The organism is Duganella sp. CY15W, assembly GCF_009857555.1.
Taxonomy (GTDB): Bacteria; Pseudomonadota; Gammaproteobacteria; order Burkholderiales; family Burkholderiaceae_D; genus Rugamonas; species Rugamonas sacchari.
The window spans coordinates 1-15,992 of sequence record NZ_WWCQ01000006.1 but is presented as its reverse complement, the minus strand read 5'-3'; the positions used below and the strand labels follow the sequence as shown (position 1 = coordinate 15,992).

Genomic DNA, 15,992 nt, shown 5'->3' with positions numbered 1-15,992 from the left:
TGGCCGGTGTGGGACAATGCCGCGTGCAAGCGCGTCCCCGCCAGTCCTGGAGAAAAAATGTTTAACGACTTGAGCATCAAAAAGAAGCTGTACCTGAGTTTTAGCGCCATTCTTGCCATCATCCTGGTGTTATTAGCGATCGCCTACAACCGCTTTATGAGCCTGTCGGAGGCGAATGCGTGGGACCGCCACACCATGGATGTGATCCAGGCCATCGACGTGCTGCGCAACGATCTGCTACAAGTCCAGGTGGAGGCACGCGGCTACTACCTGACCGGGAACGCGGCGCGCCTGGAGCGCACCCGCAAAGAGATGACCGATCTGCCTACCTCCATCAGTGCGCTGCAAAAACTGACGGCCGATAATCCAGCCCAGGTCACGCGCTTCAAAAAACTGGACGAGATGATCCAGGCCTGGAGTGCGGAAGTCATCGATACGCAAATCAAGATGCGCCAGGAGCTGGGCGACAAGCCCGGCGCGGCGGACGCCATGGGCCGCACGCCGCAGCTGTCGGGTTCCACTTCATCCGTCATCGGCGCCATCTACAAATACATGGACGACGCGGCGGCCGAAGAGCAGCGCCTGCTGGCCGAACGCAGCAACGCTTCGGAGCGTCTGCAGGAAACCATGCGCATGATACTCACCGGCGGCGGCGTGGTGTGCGTGGTGCTGTCGCTGGGGATCGCCTGGCTGCTGGTGCGCTCGCTGCTGGCGCCCTTGTACAACCTGACCAGTGCAGTCCACAAGATCGCCGCCGGCGACCAGTCGGCGCGCGCGCTAGTGCTGTCGGGCGATGAACTGGGGGATGTCACGACCGAATTCAATCGCATGGCGCAGTCGATCCAGGACAGTCTGGCCAATGAACTGGCCGCCACCAACCTGCTCAAGTCCAAGGTGGATTCCTTGCTGGGCGTGGTCTCCAAGGCGGCGTCGGGCGACTTGACCGGCAAGATCGAAGTGCAAGGCGACGACGCCATCGGCAAACTGGCCAATGGCCTGGACCGCATGTTTGAAAACCTGCGCGCGCTGCTGAACAATGTGCAGAAGGCCGGGATTCAGGTGACGACGTCGGCCACCGAAATCGCCGCCTCCGCCAAGCAGCAGGAAGCCACCGGTATCGAGCAGGCGCAGACCAGTGTCGAGATCCTCAGCACCACCAAGGAAATCTCGGCCAACACCTCGCAGCTGCTCAAGACCATGGAAGAAGCCACCGCTGTCGCCGACTACACCACCAGCGCCACGGCCGACGCCCAGAACAATCTGCGCCGCATGGACAGCACCATGCAGCATATGGTGTCCGCTACCGATTCGATCAACGCCAAGCTGGCGGCGCTGTCGGAGAAAGCCTCCAACATCAACAGCGTGCTGACCACCATCACCAAGGTGGCCGACCAGACCAACATTCTGTCGCTCAATGCCGCCATCGAAGCCGAAAAGGCTGGCGAGGCGGGACGCGGCTTCTCGGTGGTGGCGACGGAAATCCGCCGCCTGGCCGACCAGACCTCGGTCTCCACCTGGGACATCGAGCAGATGCTGAAAGAGATGCAGTCCGCCGTTTCCGCCAGCGTGATGGGCATGGATAAATTCTCCGAAGAGATACGCCGCAGCGTCGGCGAAGTACGCCAGGTGACGGACCAGCTGTCCGGCGTGATGGACCAGGTGCAGAAACTGGCGCCGCAGTTCGACGTGGTCCTGCAAGGCATGCAGTCGCAGGCGGTCGGCGCGGAGCAGATCACCGCCACCATGATGCAGCTGAATGACGCCACCCAGCAGACGGTGGAATCGCTCAAGGCCACCAGCGAAGCGGTGCACCAGCTGCAATACGCGGCTGGCGACCTGCAAACCAGCGTCGCCAACTTCGCGGTGGCGGTGTAAGGCGGAGCGGCCATGAAACTACTCGTCTTCCACATCGGCGCCGATCGTTATGGCTTGCGCCTGCGTGATGTGGTGCGCGTGCTGCCGCTGCTGGAACTCAAGCAGCTGCCGCTGGCGCCCGATCCCGTGGCGGGACTGATGGACCTGCACGGCGCCTCGGTGCCGGTGATCGACCTGTGCCGCGCAGCCGGGATCCCCAGCGGCGAAGACCACTTCGACACGCGCATCATCGTCACGGACTATGTGACGCCGGAAGGCGCGCACCATCCACTGGGCCTGCGCGCCGAACGCGTCCTGGGCGTACAGGACGTGCGCGACGACCAGCTGGCCGACAGCGGCGTGCAAGCCGCGCCCTTCCTCGGCCAGGTGGCCAGCGACCAGCAAGGCATGCTGCAACTGGTCGAACTGGAACAGCTGCTGCCAGCCGAACTGCGCGCCCTGCTGTTCCAGACGGTGGACAGCGCATCATGACGCCCGCCCAAACCATGCTGCGCGCCGCGACGGGACTGAATCTGTCCAAGTCGATCGTCGAGCGCGCGATCAAGAACCGCATGGAGCAGACCGCCGCCAAGGACCACGACGACTATCTCAGGCAGATGACGCCGGAGGAGATGACCGCGCTGGTGGAACTGGTGGTGGTGCCGGAGTCGTGGTTCTACCGCGACCCGCAAGCCTTCGTCGCCATGACGGACTTCGTGCGCGCGCGCCTGGCCGCCAATAACGACCGCCTGGTACGCATCCTGTCGATTCCATGCGCGGGCGGCGAAGAGCCCTACACCATCGCCATGGTGCTGACGGACGCCGGCATCCCGCCGGAGAACTTCATGGTGGACGCGTTCGACATCAGTCCCACCTGCGTGGCGCGTGCCAAGAGCGGCATTTACGGCCGCAACGCCTTCCGCGCGCAGGACCTGGCATTCCGCGACCTGCACTTCACCAGCGCCGGCGACGGCGACTACCGCGTCAACGACGAGATCCGCAAGCAGGTGCGCTTCAAGCAGGGCAATCTGCTGGAGTTCGACCTGAGTACGCGCGCCGGCTATTACGACGTAGTCTTCTGCCGCAACCTGCTGATCTACTTCGACAAGCCGACCACCAAGGCCGCGATCGAAAAACTGTCGGCGCTGCTGATGGACGACGGCCAGCTGTTTGCCGGCTACGCCGAGGTGCCCTCCTTCTGCCAGCACGGCTTTTCGCCGCTGTCGCACAACCAGGCTTTTGGCCTGCAGAAGGAAACCGCTGCGCCACGCAAATCGCTGCACACCACGCGCACGCCCGCCAAGCCGCCAGCGCCCAAGGCCACCCGCAGCATCGCGTCGCCGCCTTCGCTGCCGCCGTCCGCACCAGCGCCGCGTCCACGCGTTGCCGCGCCTGCGGCGGTCAAGCCGGCTACCGCACCGCCCGCAGTTGCCGCCAACCTGCTGGCCGAGGCGCGCCGTCTGGCCGACCTGGGCGACATCAAGGCGGCGGAGACGCGCTGCCGCGACCATCTCGCGCTCCATCCGGAATCGGCCGAGGCCTACTTCATCCTCGGCCTGCTGAATGAGCTGACCAACAAGCCCAAGATGGCGGAAGACTACTGGAAGCGCTGCATCTACCTGCAGCCTGACCACTACGAAGCCCTGTGCCATCTGGCCCTGCTGGCCGAAGCCAATAACGACGCCAGCGGCGCCGCTGCGCTCAAGGCGCGCGCCGCCCGCATCTACAAACGCCAGCAGGCATCCTAAAGGCGATCCGACATGAGCACCATCATCTCCCCCATTCCCGTCGGCGTCCAGGACTGCTGGAACCGCATCGGCGTCAATGGCGACCAGAGTTGCGAACGGCTGGCGCAGCACGTCCACTGCCGCAACTGCGAAGTCTATGCCGCCGCCGCGCAGCAAAACCTGCAACGCACCGTCAGCGACGACTACAAAAAGGAATGGGCCGCCCACTTCCGCCAGGTGGCGACGGACAACCAGCAGCAGGATGCGTCCTGCCTGGTGTTCCGTGTGGGCCGTGAATGGCTGTCGCTGCCGACCCGCATGTTCGTCTCGGTCGCGCCCATCGCCAAGCCCCACCGCCTGCCGCACCGCAGCTCGCGCGGCTTGAGCGGTATCGTCAACGTCGGTGGCACGCTGTACCCCTGCATGTCGCTGGCCGATCTGCTGGGCATCGATGACAGCGAGGGCGAAGCGGCAACCCATCGCCATACCTTCGCCCGGCTGTTGCTGACGCAATGGGAGGATCAGGCGTACGCGCTGCCGGTCGCAGACCTGCATGGCCTGCTGCGCTACGCCAGCAGCCAGATGCAGGCTCCTGCGGCCACCATCAACAAAGGCCTGTCGCGCTTCCTGACCGGCGTGATTACGCATGACGACATGCGTATCGGCGTACTGGACGAAACGCTGATCGGCTACCAACTCGCGAGAACCTTACGATGAGCCAGGATAACAACAGAGACCTGAGCCAGTTCTCCATGCTGGACCTGTTCCGCATGGAGGCCGACAGCCAGACGCAAATCCTGACCGATGGCCTGCTGGCCATGGAGCGCCTGAAGGATGACGCCAGCGCCGTCGAGTCGATGATGCGCGCCGCGCACTCGATCAAGGGTGCCGCCGCCATCGTCGGGCTGGAAGTGGTGGTGCAGCTCGCGCACGGCATGGAAGACGCATTCATCGCCGCGCAAAACGGCAAGCTGGCGCTGACGCCAAACCGCGTCGACGTCCTGCTGGCGGGCGTGGACCTGATCCTGCAGCTCTCGCGCCTGCAGGACAGCGAAGTGGATGCCTGGCTGGGCGCCAACGGGGAACAGATCAAGCGCACCATGCATGCGATCACCACCATCGCATTTCTGCCGGAGCCGGTGCCGCTGGTCCCGCCACCGCCCCCACCCGCCGTGGCGCAGCCAGCTGCGGCACCGGCCGCGCCCGAATTCCCGATAGGTGAACTGCCGATCGCACCACCGCCGCCCGCGCCTGCCGCCGGCGCCGCCGAAGAAGCGCCCGCCGCTGCCGCGCGCCATCCCGCGCCGATGAAGCACGCGCAGAACTTCGACAAGCTGCTGTCGCTGGCCAGCGAGTCGCGCATCAACGCACACCAGATGCATCCGTTCATCCAGAACCTGCAGCGCTTCAAGCGCAATCAAAGCAGCCTGTTTGCGGTGATCGAACAACTGCACGAAGCCATCTCCAACAGCACCGACGCCAGCCTCAAGGAAAAGTCGCTGCTGGCCTTGCAAAAGACCCACCCGCTCAAACAGTTCGTGCTGGAACACATCGCCGATATCGAAGCCTACGAACGCCGCCTGCTCGGCGTCTCGCAAAGCATGGTGGACGAAGTGCTGACCATGCGTATGCGCCCGTTCCGCGACGGCGTGCAGCACTTTCCGCGCATGGTGCGCGATCTGGCGCGTAGTCTCGGCAAGGACGTGCAGCTGCAAATCATCGGCGAGGACACACTGGTCGACCGCGACATCCTGGCCAAGATCGAAAGCCCGCTGAACCACATGCTGCGCAACGCCATCGACCATGGCATGGACCCGGCGGCCGACCGCATCGCCGTCGGCAAACCTGGTACCGGCACCATCGTGCTCGAAGCCAAGCACCGCGCCGGCATGCTGAGTATCGAAATCAGCGACGACGGCAAAGGCGTGAATCTCGAAAAAATCCGCGCCCGCGTTATCGAGCGCAAGATGGCGCCAGCGCAGATGGCCAGTTCCATGTCCGGCGCGGAGCTGATGGAGTTCCTGTTCCTGCCGGCGTTCAGCCTGAAGGAAGGCATCACCGAGATTTCCGGCCGCGGCGTCGGCCTGGACATCGTCCACGAAACCATCCGCTCGCAAAACGGCACGGTGCGCATCGAGTCGGAACTGGGCGTCGGCTTCCACACCTACATCACACTGCCGCTGACGCAATCCATCGTGCGCGCGCTGGTGGTGGACGTCAAGGGCGAGGCCTACGCCGTGCCTATCGTGCAGGTGGAGCGCGTACTCAAGGTGCCGCAATCGACCATCCACACGCTGGAGAACAAGCAGTTCTTCGATTTCGGCGGCGAGCATCTGGGGCTGGTCTCGGCGGCGCAGGTGCTGGAGCTGGGCGCCACCGAAGCAGGCAGCGCCGAACTGGCCGTGGTGGTCATCGGCACCGGCGCGCGCCGCTATGCGCTGGTGGTCGATGCCATCAGCGGGGAACAAAGCCTGGCGGTGCAAGCCATCGATCCGGTGTTCGGCAAGATGCGCGACATCTCGGCAGCGGCGCTGCTGGACGATGGCGAGCCCGTGCTGATCCTCGATGTACCGGACCTGCTGCTGTCCATCGACAAACTGCTGCACGAAGGCGGCCTGCATCAACTGGCCAAGTCCGACGCCGCCGAGCGCCGCAAGACCAAGCGCGTGCTGGTGGTGGACGATTCGCTCACGGTGCGCGAGATGGAGCGCAAGCTGCTGCTCGGTCGCGGCTATCTTGTCGACATTGCCATTGACGGCATCGACGGCTGGAACGTGGTGCGCAGCGGCGACTATGACCTGGTCATCACCGACGTCGATATGCCGCGCATGGACGGTATCGAATTGGTTACATTAATTAAAAAAGATATACACCTGCACAAGCTGCCAGTCATGATAGTCTCTTACAAAGATCGGCCTGAAGACCGGGCACGCGGCCTGTCGGCCGGCGCCGATTACTACCTGACCAAGGGCAGCTTCCACGACGAGACGCTGCTGGATGCGGTCAATGACCTGATTGGAGACGCCCACCGATGAAAATTGCCATCGCCAACGATGTCGCCATGGCAGCCGAAGCGCTGCGGCGCGTGGTCGCCAGCACCGCCGAACACCAGGTGCTATGGATCGCCCGCACCGGCGCCGAGGCGGTACGCATGTCGGCCGAAAAGCGCCCCGATCTGATCCTGATGGATCTGAACATGCCGGAGCTGGATGGCGTGGAAGCCACGCGCCAGATCATGGAGCAAAGCCCGTGCGCCATCCTGGTGGTGACGGGACGGCCGCAGGATAACGTCAACCAGGTGTTCCGCGCGCTGGGCGCCGGCGCACTGGATGTCACGGCCACGCCGGTGCTGCAAGGCCAGCCAGGCGGCGATGCCGAGCTGCTCGCAAAAATCCGCACCATGGACAAGCTGATACGCCACAGCGGCGGCAGCCAGGCCATGCTGCCGCGCAGCGCGATCGGCAATGGCAATGGCGGACAGGCCGAGCATGAAGCCGAAAAGGTCACAGCGCTGCTGGCGATAGGCGCGTCCACCGGCGGCCCGGTGGCGGTCTCCAAAATGCTGGCCGGCTGGAAGCCGCCGCGCGGTTGCGCCATCGTGGTGGTGCAGCATATCGACGAACATTTTGCCGACAACTTCGCGCGCTGGCTGGGCGAACAACTGGATATGCCGGTACGCGCCGCCGAGGAAGGCGACGAACTGGTGGCCGGCACGGTGCTTATCGCCAAGAGTAACGATCATCTCACGCTGGATCAAAACCTACGCTTGCGTTACGATAGTCACCCAAAGGACTACGCCTACCGGCCGTCGGTGGACGTGTTCTTTCACTGCGTAGCGCAACACTGGAAGGGCGAGGCGATCGGCGTGCTGTTGACCGGCATGGGCCGCGATGGCGCCGAAGGCTTGCTGTCCATGCGCCGTGCCGGCCAGACCACCATCGCCCAGGACCAGGCCAGCAGCGCAGTGTATGGCATGCCGCGTGCAGCCGCGGAGCTGGATGCGGCGCAGATGGTTTTACCGCTGGCGAAGATAGGCCCGGTCTTGCGTGGCACCTTGGGCAGTCGTAGCTAATAACCGAAGAGAATCCTGATGTCCGAAGCATTAGTATCTGCAGCAGATCAAGAACCGGTCCTGACGACCTTTAAAGTGCGCGTGCTGCTGGTGGACGACCAGCTCATCATCGTCGAAGCCGTGCGGCGCATGCTAAGCGACCAGCCGGATATCGAATTCCATTACGTGACCGACGCCACCAAATCGCTGGAGACGGCGCTGCAATTACAGCCGACCGTGATCCTGCAGGACCTGGTGATGCCGACCATCGACGGCTTTGGCCAGATCGTTCAGTACCGCGCGGAAGAAGGCCTGCGCCATGTGCCGGTGATCGTCCTCTCGGCCAAGGAAGATCCGAAACTCAAGGCGCACAGCTTTTCCACTGGCGCCAACGACTACATGGTCAAGCTGCCGGACAAGCTGGAACTGCTGGCGCGCGTGCGCTATCACTCGGGCGCGCACATCAGCCGCCTGCAGCGCGACCAGGCCTTCCGCTTCCTGCGCGAGAGCCAGAAGCAGCTGGCCGACGCCAACATCGAACTGCAAAAGCTGGCCGCGCTGGATGGCCTGACCGGCATCGCCAACCGTCGCCGCTTCGACGACACCATGCACATCGAATGGCAGCGCGGCCAGCGCGACAAGAAGCCGTTGACGCTGCTGCTGTGCGACGTCGATTTCTTCAAACTGTATAACGACAGCTTTGGCCATCTGGCAGGCGACTTGTGCCTGAAGAAGGTCGCCGCTGTCCTCACTGAACACCTGAAGCGCCCGGCCGACCTGGCCGCGCGCTACGGCGGCGAGGAATTCGCGATTATCCTGCCGGAGACACCACTGACTGGGGCCATGATCGTGGCCGAGTCGTGCCGCCGTCACCTGGAGCAGCTCGCGATTGAAAATCCGCAGGCCAGCACCGAGTTTTCATGCGTGACCATGTCGATCGGCGTGGCCAGCGTGGTGCCCTCGCCTGCGTCCAGCATCGAAGAGCTGATCCAGCAAGCCGACCGGGCGTTGTATGCGGCCAAGAACGCCGGCCGTAACCGCGTCCTGCACGCGGACGAGCCGCCCGGTCCCACTCCATCGAACCAAGGAAACGCAGCAGCATGAGTACTCAAATCGATCAAGTCAGCGTCGTCAAAAAATCCAATATCTACTTTGACGGCAAGTGCGTGTCGCACACGGTCATCCTCGCCGATGGCAGCAAGAAAACCGTCGGCGTCATCTTCCCCTCCAGCCTGACCTTCAATACCGGCGCGCCGGAAATCATGGAAGTGGTGGGCGGCGTCTGCAAGGTACGCCTGGACGGCGCCAGCGACTGGCAGACTTATTCCGCGGGACAGGAGTTCAAAGTAGCGGGCAACAGCAAATTCGATATCGAAACGGTGGAAACCCTCGATTACGTTTGCCACTTCGGCTGAACAAGGACTACACTAAAAGCAGACCAGGGTCTGCTTTTTTTACGACTATGACTACCATACCTGCAAACAAACTGTTGGCCATCATCGAAGCCCAGGTGCACCTGGTCGGCCTGGGGAATGACCTCAGCGCGGTCATGGACGCGGCGTCCGCCAAGGCGGTTGAACTGACCGATGCCGATGGCGCCGTGGTGGAGCTGCTGGAAGAGGACTCCATCGTCTACCGTTCCGCCAGCGGCCTCGCCGAAGCGCAGCTGGGGTTGCGCATGCCGGTGGCGAACAGCCTGTCCGGCCGCGTGCTCACCAGCCGCACGGCCGCGCTGTGCACCGACAGCGAAATCGACGACCGCGTCAACCGCGACGCCTGCCGCAAGGTCGGCCTGCGCGCCATGGTCATCGTGCCCCTGATCGCCGATGATGAAGCGGTCGCCGTCATGAAGCTGGTATGGAAGGAGCCGCGTGAATTCAAGCAGAACGAGGCGGAGATCGCCCAGCTGCTGGCCGATATGACGGCCATGCTGATGCAGCGCGCCACCCGCGAAGGCCCGAATGTGCTCAAGCAGCGCATGACGCTGGACGAAGCCACCGGCACCGCCAACCGCTCTTTCTTCTACGAGCAGCTGCAGGCCAAGCTGACCAGCGCGCAAAACGGTCATGCCCATCTGGGCGTGGCGGTGGTCCGCATCGACGGCATCGAGAAACTGCCGGAAGCACTGGCCGATATCTCGCGCCGCATCGAACGCGAATGCCGGCCGGGCGATCTGGTGGCGCGCATCGGCCACGATGAATTCGGCGTGATCCTCAACATGGCCTCGCGCCGCTCGATCGTCACCAGCCAGCTGCATCGCATCAGTCTTTCAGTGACGGGCGAGTCCCTGCCCGGCCTCAGCGACGCCGCGCTGCGCCAGGCCTGCCACACGGGCAGTTCGCTGTATCCGGAAGATGCCCGCACCGCGATTGAGCTGGTGCAGGCGGCGCGGCCTTAAATAAACACCGGCTCCGGTTCCAGCAGCACGCCGTAACGGGCCTGCACGTCGGCCTGAATTGCCCTGGCCAGCGCCACCACCTCGGCGCCGGTGGCGCCGCCGTTATTCACCAGCACCAGCGCCTGCTTTGGATAGACGCCGGCCGCACCGAGGTGCTTGCCCTTCCAGCCGCATTGATCGATAAGCCAGCCGGCGGCCAGCTTCTCAGTGCCGTCCGCTTGCGCGTGGTGCACCAGGTTCGGGAAGCGCTCCAGCAGCGCGGCGCACTGCGCGCCCGGCACCACGGGATTCTTGAAGAAGCTGCCGGCGTTGCCGATCACGGCCGGATCGGGCAGCTTGCGGCGGCGTATCGCGATCACCGCATCGGCCACCTGCTGCGGCGTCGGCGCAGCGCCCAGGCCTGGCTCGTTGGCCAGTTCCGCATAGCGCAGATTCGGCTGCCACTGCTTGGGCAGCGCAAACGTCACATCCAGGATAATCAGCGTGCGGCCTTCGTGCTTGAACACGCTGTCGCGGTAGCCGAAGCGGCATGTGGCCGCGTCCATCACACGCGTTTCCGCCGTGGCTGGATCGAATACGGTCACGCTGTGGAAAACGTCTTTAATTTCCAGTCCATAGGCGCCGATATTTTGAATCGGCGCCGCGCCCACCGTGCCGGGAATCAGCGACAGATTCTCTAATCCGCCCATGCCTTGCGCCAATGTCCATTGCACAAACTGGTGCCAGTTTTCACCGGCCGCCGCGCGCACAAAATGATATTGCGCATCGTCACCGATAATCTCTTTTCCTTCCAGCGCAATGTGCAACACCAGGCCGTCAAAATCACGCGTCAATAGTAAATTGCTGCCGCCGCCTAAAATCAGCTTCGGCAAAGAAACCCAGGCGCCGTCAGCATAAACGCCGAGCAGTTGCTCTTTTTTTGTGACGCGCAAATAGGCGTGGGCAGCGGCGGCAATGCCAAAGGTATTCAGAAATTGCAGGGGAAACTGATATTGAATGGAAGATGATGCGGACATATGGGAAATAACCAATAAATTTAGTCGATTATAGAGCGAAACAAGCAAAAAACCAGTGCCGATATGGGCGCGAAATGCAGGTTGTCCGTTAAAATGGCAGTCTTTGATGCAGCAAGATAAAGGAAATAGTTATGCCGTCGTTTGATGTAGTTTTGGAAGCCGATATGATCGAAGTAAAGAATGCCGTTGAGCAATCTCAAAAAGAGATCGCCACGCGCTTTGACTTCAAGGGTACCGGCGCCGCCGTCGAACAAAAGGACCGCGAGCTGACCGTCACCGCTGACTCCGACTTCCAGTTGCAGCAGGTGCGTGACGTGCTGACCAACAAACTGGCCAAGCGCAAGATCGACGTGCGTTTCCTGGAGGACGGCGACGTCAAGAAAATCGGCGGCGACAAGGTGCGCCAGGTGATCAAGGTCAAGAACGGCATCGAGTCCGATGATTCCAAGAAAATCGTGCGCGTCATCAAAGACAGCAAGATGAAGGTGCAGGCATCCATCCAGGGCGAATCGGTGCGCATCACCGGCGCCAAGCGCGACGATCTGCAGGCCGCCATGGCGCTGCTGCGCAAGGATGTGACCGACCTGCCGCTGGAATTCAATAACTTCCGCGACTGATCCCCCGCCTGCGCGCGCGACAGGCCACGCGCCGTCGCGCCGTCACAAAGCTGTAGTACACATGGAGTAGAATGAATCGGAGCCTCCGTGTATGCGTACTACCGCGCGACCGCATTTAACCTCGGTAGTCTAAGGATAGCAATGAAACGTGTTGATGATTTCCGCCTGCGATTTGGCAATGAAGAGTACGTGCCCATCATGATCGGCGGAATGGGTGTCGATATTTCGACCTCTGAACTGGCGCTGGAAGCAGCCCGCCTGGGCGGTATCGGCCACATTTCCGATGCCATGGTGGAAGACGTGTCCGACCGCAAGTTCGACACCAGCTTCGTGAAAGACAAAACCAAGCTCTACAAGCACAACATCAACAACATGGACAAGTCCATGGTGCAGTTCGACCTGGAGCGCCTGGCGCAGGCGCAGCGCCTGCATATCGGCAAGACCATGGAGCAGAAGCAAGGCCCTGGCCTGATCTTCGTGAACTGCATGGAAAAGCTGACCATGAACGGTCCGCGCGAAACCCTGCGCACGCGCCTGAACGCGGCGCTGGATGCGGGGATTGACGGCATCACGCTGTCGGCCGGCCTGCACTTTGGTTCGTTCGCGCTGATGGCCGACCATCCACGCTTCCGCGAAGCCAAGCTGGGCATCATCGTGTCGTCGGTGCGCGCGCTGCAGATCTTCCTGCGCAAGAACGCCAAGCTGAACCGTCTGCCGGACTACATCATTGTCGAAGGTCCGCTGGCCGGCGGCCACCTGGGCTTTGGCCTGGAGGACTGGAAAGACTACGACCTGATGACGATTACCAAGGAATTGCTGGCGTATCTGAAGGAAGAGAAGCTGGAGATTCCACTTATCGCTGCGGGCGGCATCTTCACCGGCTCCGACGCCGTGAACTTCCTGGAAGCGGGCGCGGCCGGCGTGCAGGTGGCCACGCGCTTTACCGTCACCAAGGAATGCGGCCTGCCGGACAAGGTCAAGCAGGAATACTTCAAGGCGCAGGAAGACGACATCATCGTCAATGGCGTGTCGCCGACCGGCTACCCGATGCGTATGCTGAAGAACACGCCGGCGATCGGCGCCGGCATCCGTCCGGGCTGCGAATCGTACGGCTATCTGCTGGATGCAACCGGCAACTGCGCCTACATCAACTCGTACAACCGTGAAGTGGCGGCCCATCCGAATGACAAGAATATCTCGGTGATGGACAAGACCTGCCTGTGCACCCACATGCGCAACTTCAACTGCTGGACCTGCGGCCACTACACCTACAAGCTCAAGGACACCACGTTCAAGAAGCCGGACGGAGAGTACCAGCTGCTGAGCGCGGAACACGTGTTCAAGGACTACCAGTTCAGCACGGACAATCAGATAGCCATGCCTGAAAAAGAGTTCTAATCAGTCTTGACAGCATAAAGAAACGGCGCCCTGGGCGCCGTTGTTCTTTTATCCGTCTTTGTTGATCCGGTGGATCAAGGCGCCAAGCACATCTTCCGCCATCTCGTTTTCCACCTGGCAGGTGCCAGCATTCTCGTGGCCGCCGCCGCCATACTCCAGCATCAGCGCGCCAATATTAGTCTTCGAGCTACGGTTCAGAATCGACTTACCGGTCGCAAACACCGTGTTCTGGTTCTTCAGGCCCCACAGCACGTGGATCGAGATATTCGTCTGCGGGAACAGCGCATAGACCACGAAGCGGTTGCCGGCAAAGATGATCTCTTCATTGCGCAAGTCCAGTACCAGCAGGTTCTGGTGCACCGTAGCGCAGCGCCGGATCTGGTCCTTGCATTTCTCGGCATGCTCGAAGTACAGGTCCTTGCGTTCCCGCACGTCCGGCAGCTCCATGATCTGCGCGATCGTGTGGTTCTTGCAGTAATCGATCAGGTCCATCATGAGGTTGTAGTTCGAGATGCGGAACTCGCGGAAGCGGCCCAGGCCGGTGCGCGCGTCCATCAGGAAGTTCAGCAAATCCCAGCCCTCCGGATGCAGCACTTCCTGCTCGTTGAAACGGGCTGCATCGCCCTTGTCCACTGCAGCCATCATGTCATCCCACGACGCCGGGAAGGCTTTCAGGCCACCATAGTAGTCATACACCACGCGCGCTGCGGACGGCGCCTCAGGGTGAATAACGTGATTCTGGCGCTCCCCCGTGTTACGGATGGTCTCAGAGAGGTGATGGTCGAAAGCGATATGCGCCCCCGCGACATAAGGCAGATTGGTCGTGATATCACGGCCGGTAATCGTAATTTTCCCATCCTGCATGTCCTTGGGATGAACGAACAGGATTTCGTCGATTAGATCCAGATGTTTTAGCAGTACTGCGCAAACCAGGCCATCAAAGTCGCTACGGGTCACCAGGCGATATTTCTTCTCTTCCGACATGAATGCACCTCTAGGAGTTGGTCACTTCGAGCACTAATAATACAACCCATTTTTGCAATTGACCAAAAAAAGTCCGCTCGCCCGACTCGGCGTCGCGCGAACGGCACTCAGAACGGCAACAAACCCGTTCGGTCCTGGCTTATTCAGCAGGTTCGGAAGACCATAGGCCAAGCGTTCCCGCATGCTGCGTGACAAACACATAAACCATCGTACTGGTATTCACTTTTGGCAGCCGGTATGCGCGCAGCATCAGCCCTTTCCCATCACTCGGGTCGGTAAGGTTTTTGCCCACCAACGCGGCGCTGACCTGAGCAGCAGTGTAGCTGGTTCTGCCATCGGCGCCGTACAGGAACAGGTTGCCGGCACTGTCAAACTCCAGACGCTGCTGCGATCCTTGCTGCGTGCAATTTTCAAAATGGGAACCGGTGATAATACCGGCCAGATCTATTGCACTGATGACCGGCGTCGCCTGGCTAGGTATCAGCACATCGCTGGCCGGCTTGTCTGCCGTGCCTTGACACAACATTGCAATGTCCGGTATCGCATAACCGACAAATTTAGGTGAGTCATGAAAACGCGCCGACATGATGATCATCGCCACACTATTGCTCACCGGCGCCGTGTAGTTCCAGATATCCGTGCTGAGATTGCGCGTCCAGCTAACGCTCTGAGGCGTCGCACCAAAAACCACGGTGCCTGCAGACGGCGTGATCGGCACCGCACGTTCCGAGTAGAGATACTTGGCGCCATAGGCAATTGAATCTTCCTGATTGCTGTATCCATAGTAGCGACGAACAGCAGTGACAGCACCGCCAAGCGAACCGAGAGAATCTACATAATGACGCACCTTGTCCTGGTAACTGGCGATATCGGTGTGGGCGTCAACCGCATCGATAAGCTGTACCGCCCGCTCGTCGTTGCCCGAGTACAAGGACTGCAGAATCCGACCGCCTTCATCAATCAAGGTATACAGTTTGTGGAGTACCGCCAGCTTGTTGGTAGCGGCCAGCGCATCATCGTTCTGACCACACAAACTCAGCAATAATGCAAGCTGAGGCCGGGTTAGCTGGCCACTCTTCAGAAAACCGGCCCAGTAGGCAACGCCTGCGGCCTCAGCGTTACGGCCAAAAACACGGCGGTAGACGGAGTTAACAAAAGTATTGTCATTACCCAGGAAGTTCAGTTGCACTTCTTGCCGGTTGAATATCTCATCCAGCGCTTGCTTGACCGCGTCATTGTGGGGATATGCGGTCAGCCACTCCAGTGCAGACACGGGCAAGCCTTGTTTCTGAAATGCCTGCGACAGCCTTCCCATGTCCGCCACCGCAGGCGGGAGACCGGAATACACCAGGAAAATCTGTTCAATCAGAGGGCGATACTCGTTTGCATCATGTTGCGCGGGAACTGGCGCATGCATTGCCATCCTCTGTGCCGATGGCGCACTACTGTTTTCGCCGCCACAGGAGGCCAGCAATAAAGGGAGCAGAGCTACTGCCACGGTATTCAGGGTAATTTTCATGCCAAATAGAAATTAAAAATAAAATAATTATATATTTAATGCAATTCTTTGCACATAAAAACTACCGCGTAAACGCAAAAAAGCCCCAACCGGTTTTATTCGGAAGGGGCTTTTTCTATATAACTAGCTTGACGATAACCTACTTTCACACTGGTTGCAGCACTATCATCGGCGCAGAATCATTTCACGGTCCTGTTCGGGATGGGAAGGGGTGGGACTGACTTGCTATGGTCATCAAGCTTTGACTTGTATGCTCTGCAGCCACGTGGTGGGCTGCACAGCGAATCTGGGAGAAGTAAAGTTGGGGGTAGCACTCACCATCTTAGTAAATGCATATAACCGGCAAGGTTATAGGGACAAGCCGTACGGGCAATTAGTATCAGTTAGCTTAATGCATTACTGCACTTCCACACCTGACCTATCAACGT

14 protein-coding genes and 2 rRNA genes are annotated in these 15,992 nt (G+C 60.9%); 11 read left to right on the top strand and 5 right to left on the bottom strand.

What is annotated here, in order from left to right:
* Positions 1–57 precede the first annotated feature (57 nt).
* Genes GTP58_RS24825 through GTP58_RS24785 form a run of 9 tightly spaced genes read left to right on the top strand, consistent with a single transcriptional unit; the run spans position 58 to position 10,030 of the window.
* Positions 58–1,875: a methyl-accepting chemotaxis protein gene (locus GTP58_RS24825; protein WP_161079758.1), complete on the top strand. Its 1,818-nt coding sequence runs from the start codon at positions 58–60 to the stop codon at positions 1,873–1,875.
* 12 nt (positions 1,876–1,887) lie between these two features.
* Entirely contained in the window at positions 1,888–2,346 is a 459-nt protein-coding gene (locus GTP58_RS24820) for a chemotaxis protein CheW (RefSeq protein ID WP_161079757.1), read from the top strand.
* Positions 2,343–3,602, top strand: a complete 1,260-nt coding sequence (locus tag GTP58_RS24815; protein WP_161079756.1) for a protein-glutamate O-methyltransferase CheR — start codon at positions 2,343–2,345, stop codon at positions 3,600–3,602. Before GTP58_RS24820 ends, GTP58_RS24815 begins: the two co-directional genes overlap by 4 nt.
* 12 nt (positions 3,603–3,614) lie before the next feature.
* Complete coding sequence (locus GTP58_RS24810; protein WP_161079755.1) at positions 3,615–4,298, top strand: chemotaxis protein CheW; 684 nt, start codon at positions 3,615–3,617, stop codon at positions 4,296–4,298.
* Positions 4,295–6,616: a hybrid sensor histidine kinase/response regulator gene (locus tag GTP58_RS24805; RefSeq protein ID WP_161079754.1), complete on the top strand. Its 2,322-nt coding sequence runs from the start codon at positions 4,295–4,297 to the stop codon at positions 6,614–6,616. Before GTP58_RS24810 ends, GTP58_RS24805 begins: the two co-directional genes overlap by 4 nt.
* Entirely contained in the window at positions 6,613–7,653 is a 1,041-nt protein-coding gene (cheB, locus tag GTP58_RS24800) for a chemotaxis-specific protein-glutamate methyltransferase CheB (protein WP_161079753.1), read from the top strand. The genes GTP58_RS24805 and cheB overlap by 4 nt, the downstream gene beginning before the upstream one ends.
* 18 nt (positions 7,654–7,671) lie before the next feature.
* Positions 7,672–8,736: a diguanylate cyclase gene (locus GTP58_RS24795; protein ID WP_161079752.1), complete on the top strand. Its 1,065-nt coding sequence runs from the start codon at positions 7,672–7,674 to the stop codon at positions 8,734–8,736.
* A complete protein-coding gene (locus GTP58_RS24790; RefSeq protein ID WP_161079751.1) occupies positions 8,733–9,047 on the top strand; it encodes a pyrimidine/purine nucleoside phosphorylase in 315 nt (104 codons plus the stop codon). Before GTP58_RS24795 ends, GTP58_RS24790 begins: the two co-directional genes overlap by 4 nt.
* Positions 9,048–9,094: 47 nt before the next feature.
* Positions 9,095–10,030, top strand: coding sequence for a GAF domain-containing protein (locus tag GTP58_RS24785; RefSeq protein ID WP_161079750.1), 936 nt, complete (start codon positions 9,095–9,097; stop codon positions 10,028–10,030).
* Here the strand turns inward: GTP58_RS24785 and murB are convergent.
* Positions 10,027–11,046, bottom strand: coding sequence for a UDP-N-acetylmuramate dehydrogenase (gene murB, locus GTP58_RS24780; protein ID WP_161079749.1), 1,020 nt, complete (start codon positions 11,044–11,046; stop codon positions 10,027–10,029). The genes GTP58_RS24785 and murB overlap by 4 nt on opposite strands.
* A 131-nt stretch (positions 11,047–11,177) precedes the next feature.
* Here murB and GTP58_RS24775 point away from each other — a divergent pair, with 131 nt between their 5' ends.
* Positions 11,178–11,663, top strand: coding sequence for a YajQ family cyclic di-GMP-binding protein (locus GTP58_RS24775; protein WP_161079748.1), 486 nt, complete (start codon positions 11,178–11,180; stop codon positions 11,661–11,663).
* Between the two features lie 141 nt (positions 11,664–11,804).
* Positions 11,805–13,061: a nitronate monooxygenase gene (locus tag GTP58_RS24770; protein WP_161079747.1), complete on the top strand. Its 1,257-nt coding sequence runs from the start codon at positions 11,805–11,807 to the stop codon at positions 13,059–13,061.
* 48 nt (positions 13,062–13,109) lie between these two features.
* On the opposite strand, the gene GTP58_RS24765 is transcribed toward GTP58_RS24770, so the two are convergent.
* The 4 genes from GTP58_RS24765 to GTP58_RS24750 all read right to left on the bottom strand — a co-directional run.
* On the bottom strand, positions 13,110–14,045 hold the full coding sequence (locus tag GTP58_RS24765; protein WP_161079746.1) for an exopolyphosphatase: 936 nt from the start codon (positions 14,043–14,045) through the stop codon (positions 13,110–13,112).
* Positions 14,046–14,184: 139 nt separating this feature from the next.
* A complete protein-coding gene (locus tag GTP58_RS24760; RefSeq protein WP_161079745.1) occupies positions 14,185–15,564 on the bottom strand; it encodes a DUF4214 domain-containing protein in 1,380 nt (459 codons plus the stop codon).
* Positions 15,565–15,690: 126 nt separating this feature from the next.
* Positions 15,691–15,803: ribosomal RNA gene (rrf, locus tag GTP58_RS24755) — 5S ribosomal RNA — on the bottom strand.
* A gap of 113 nt (positions 15,804–15,916) precedes the next feature.
* Positions 15,917–15,992, bottom strand: a 23S ribosomal RNA gene (locus GTP58_RS24750); the annotation flags it as partial.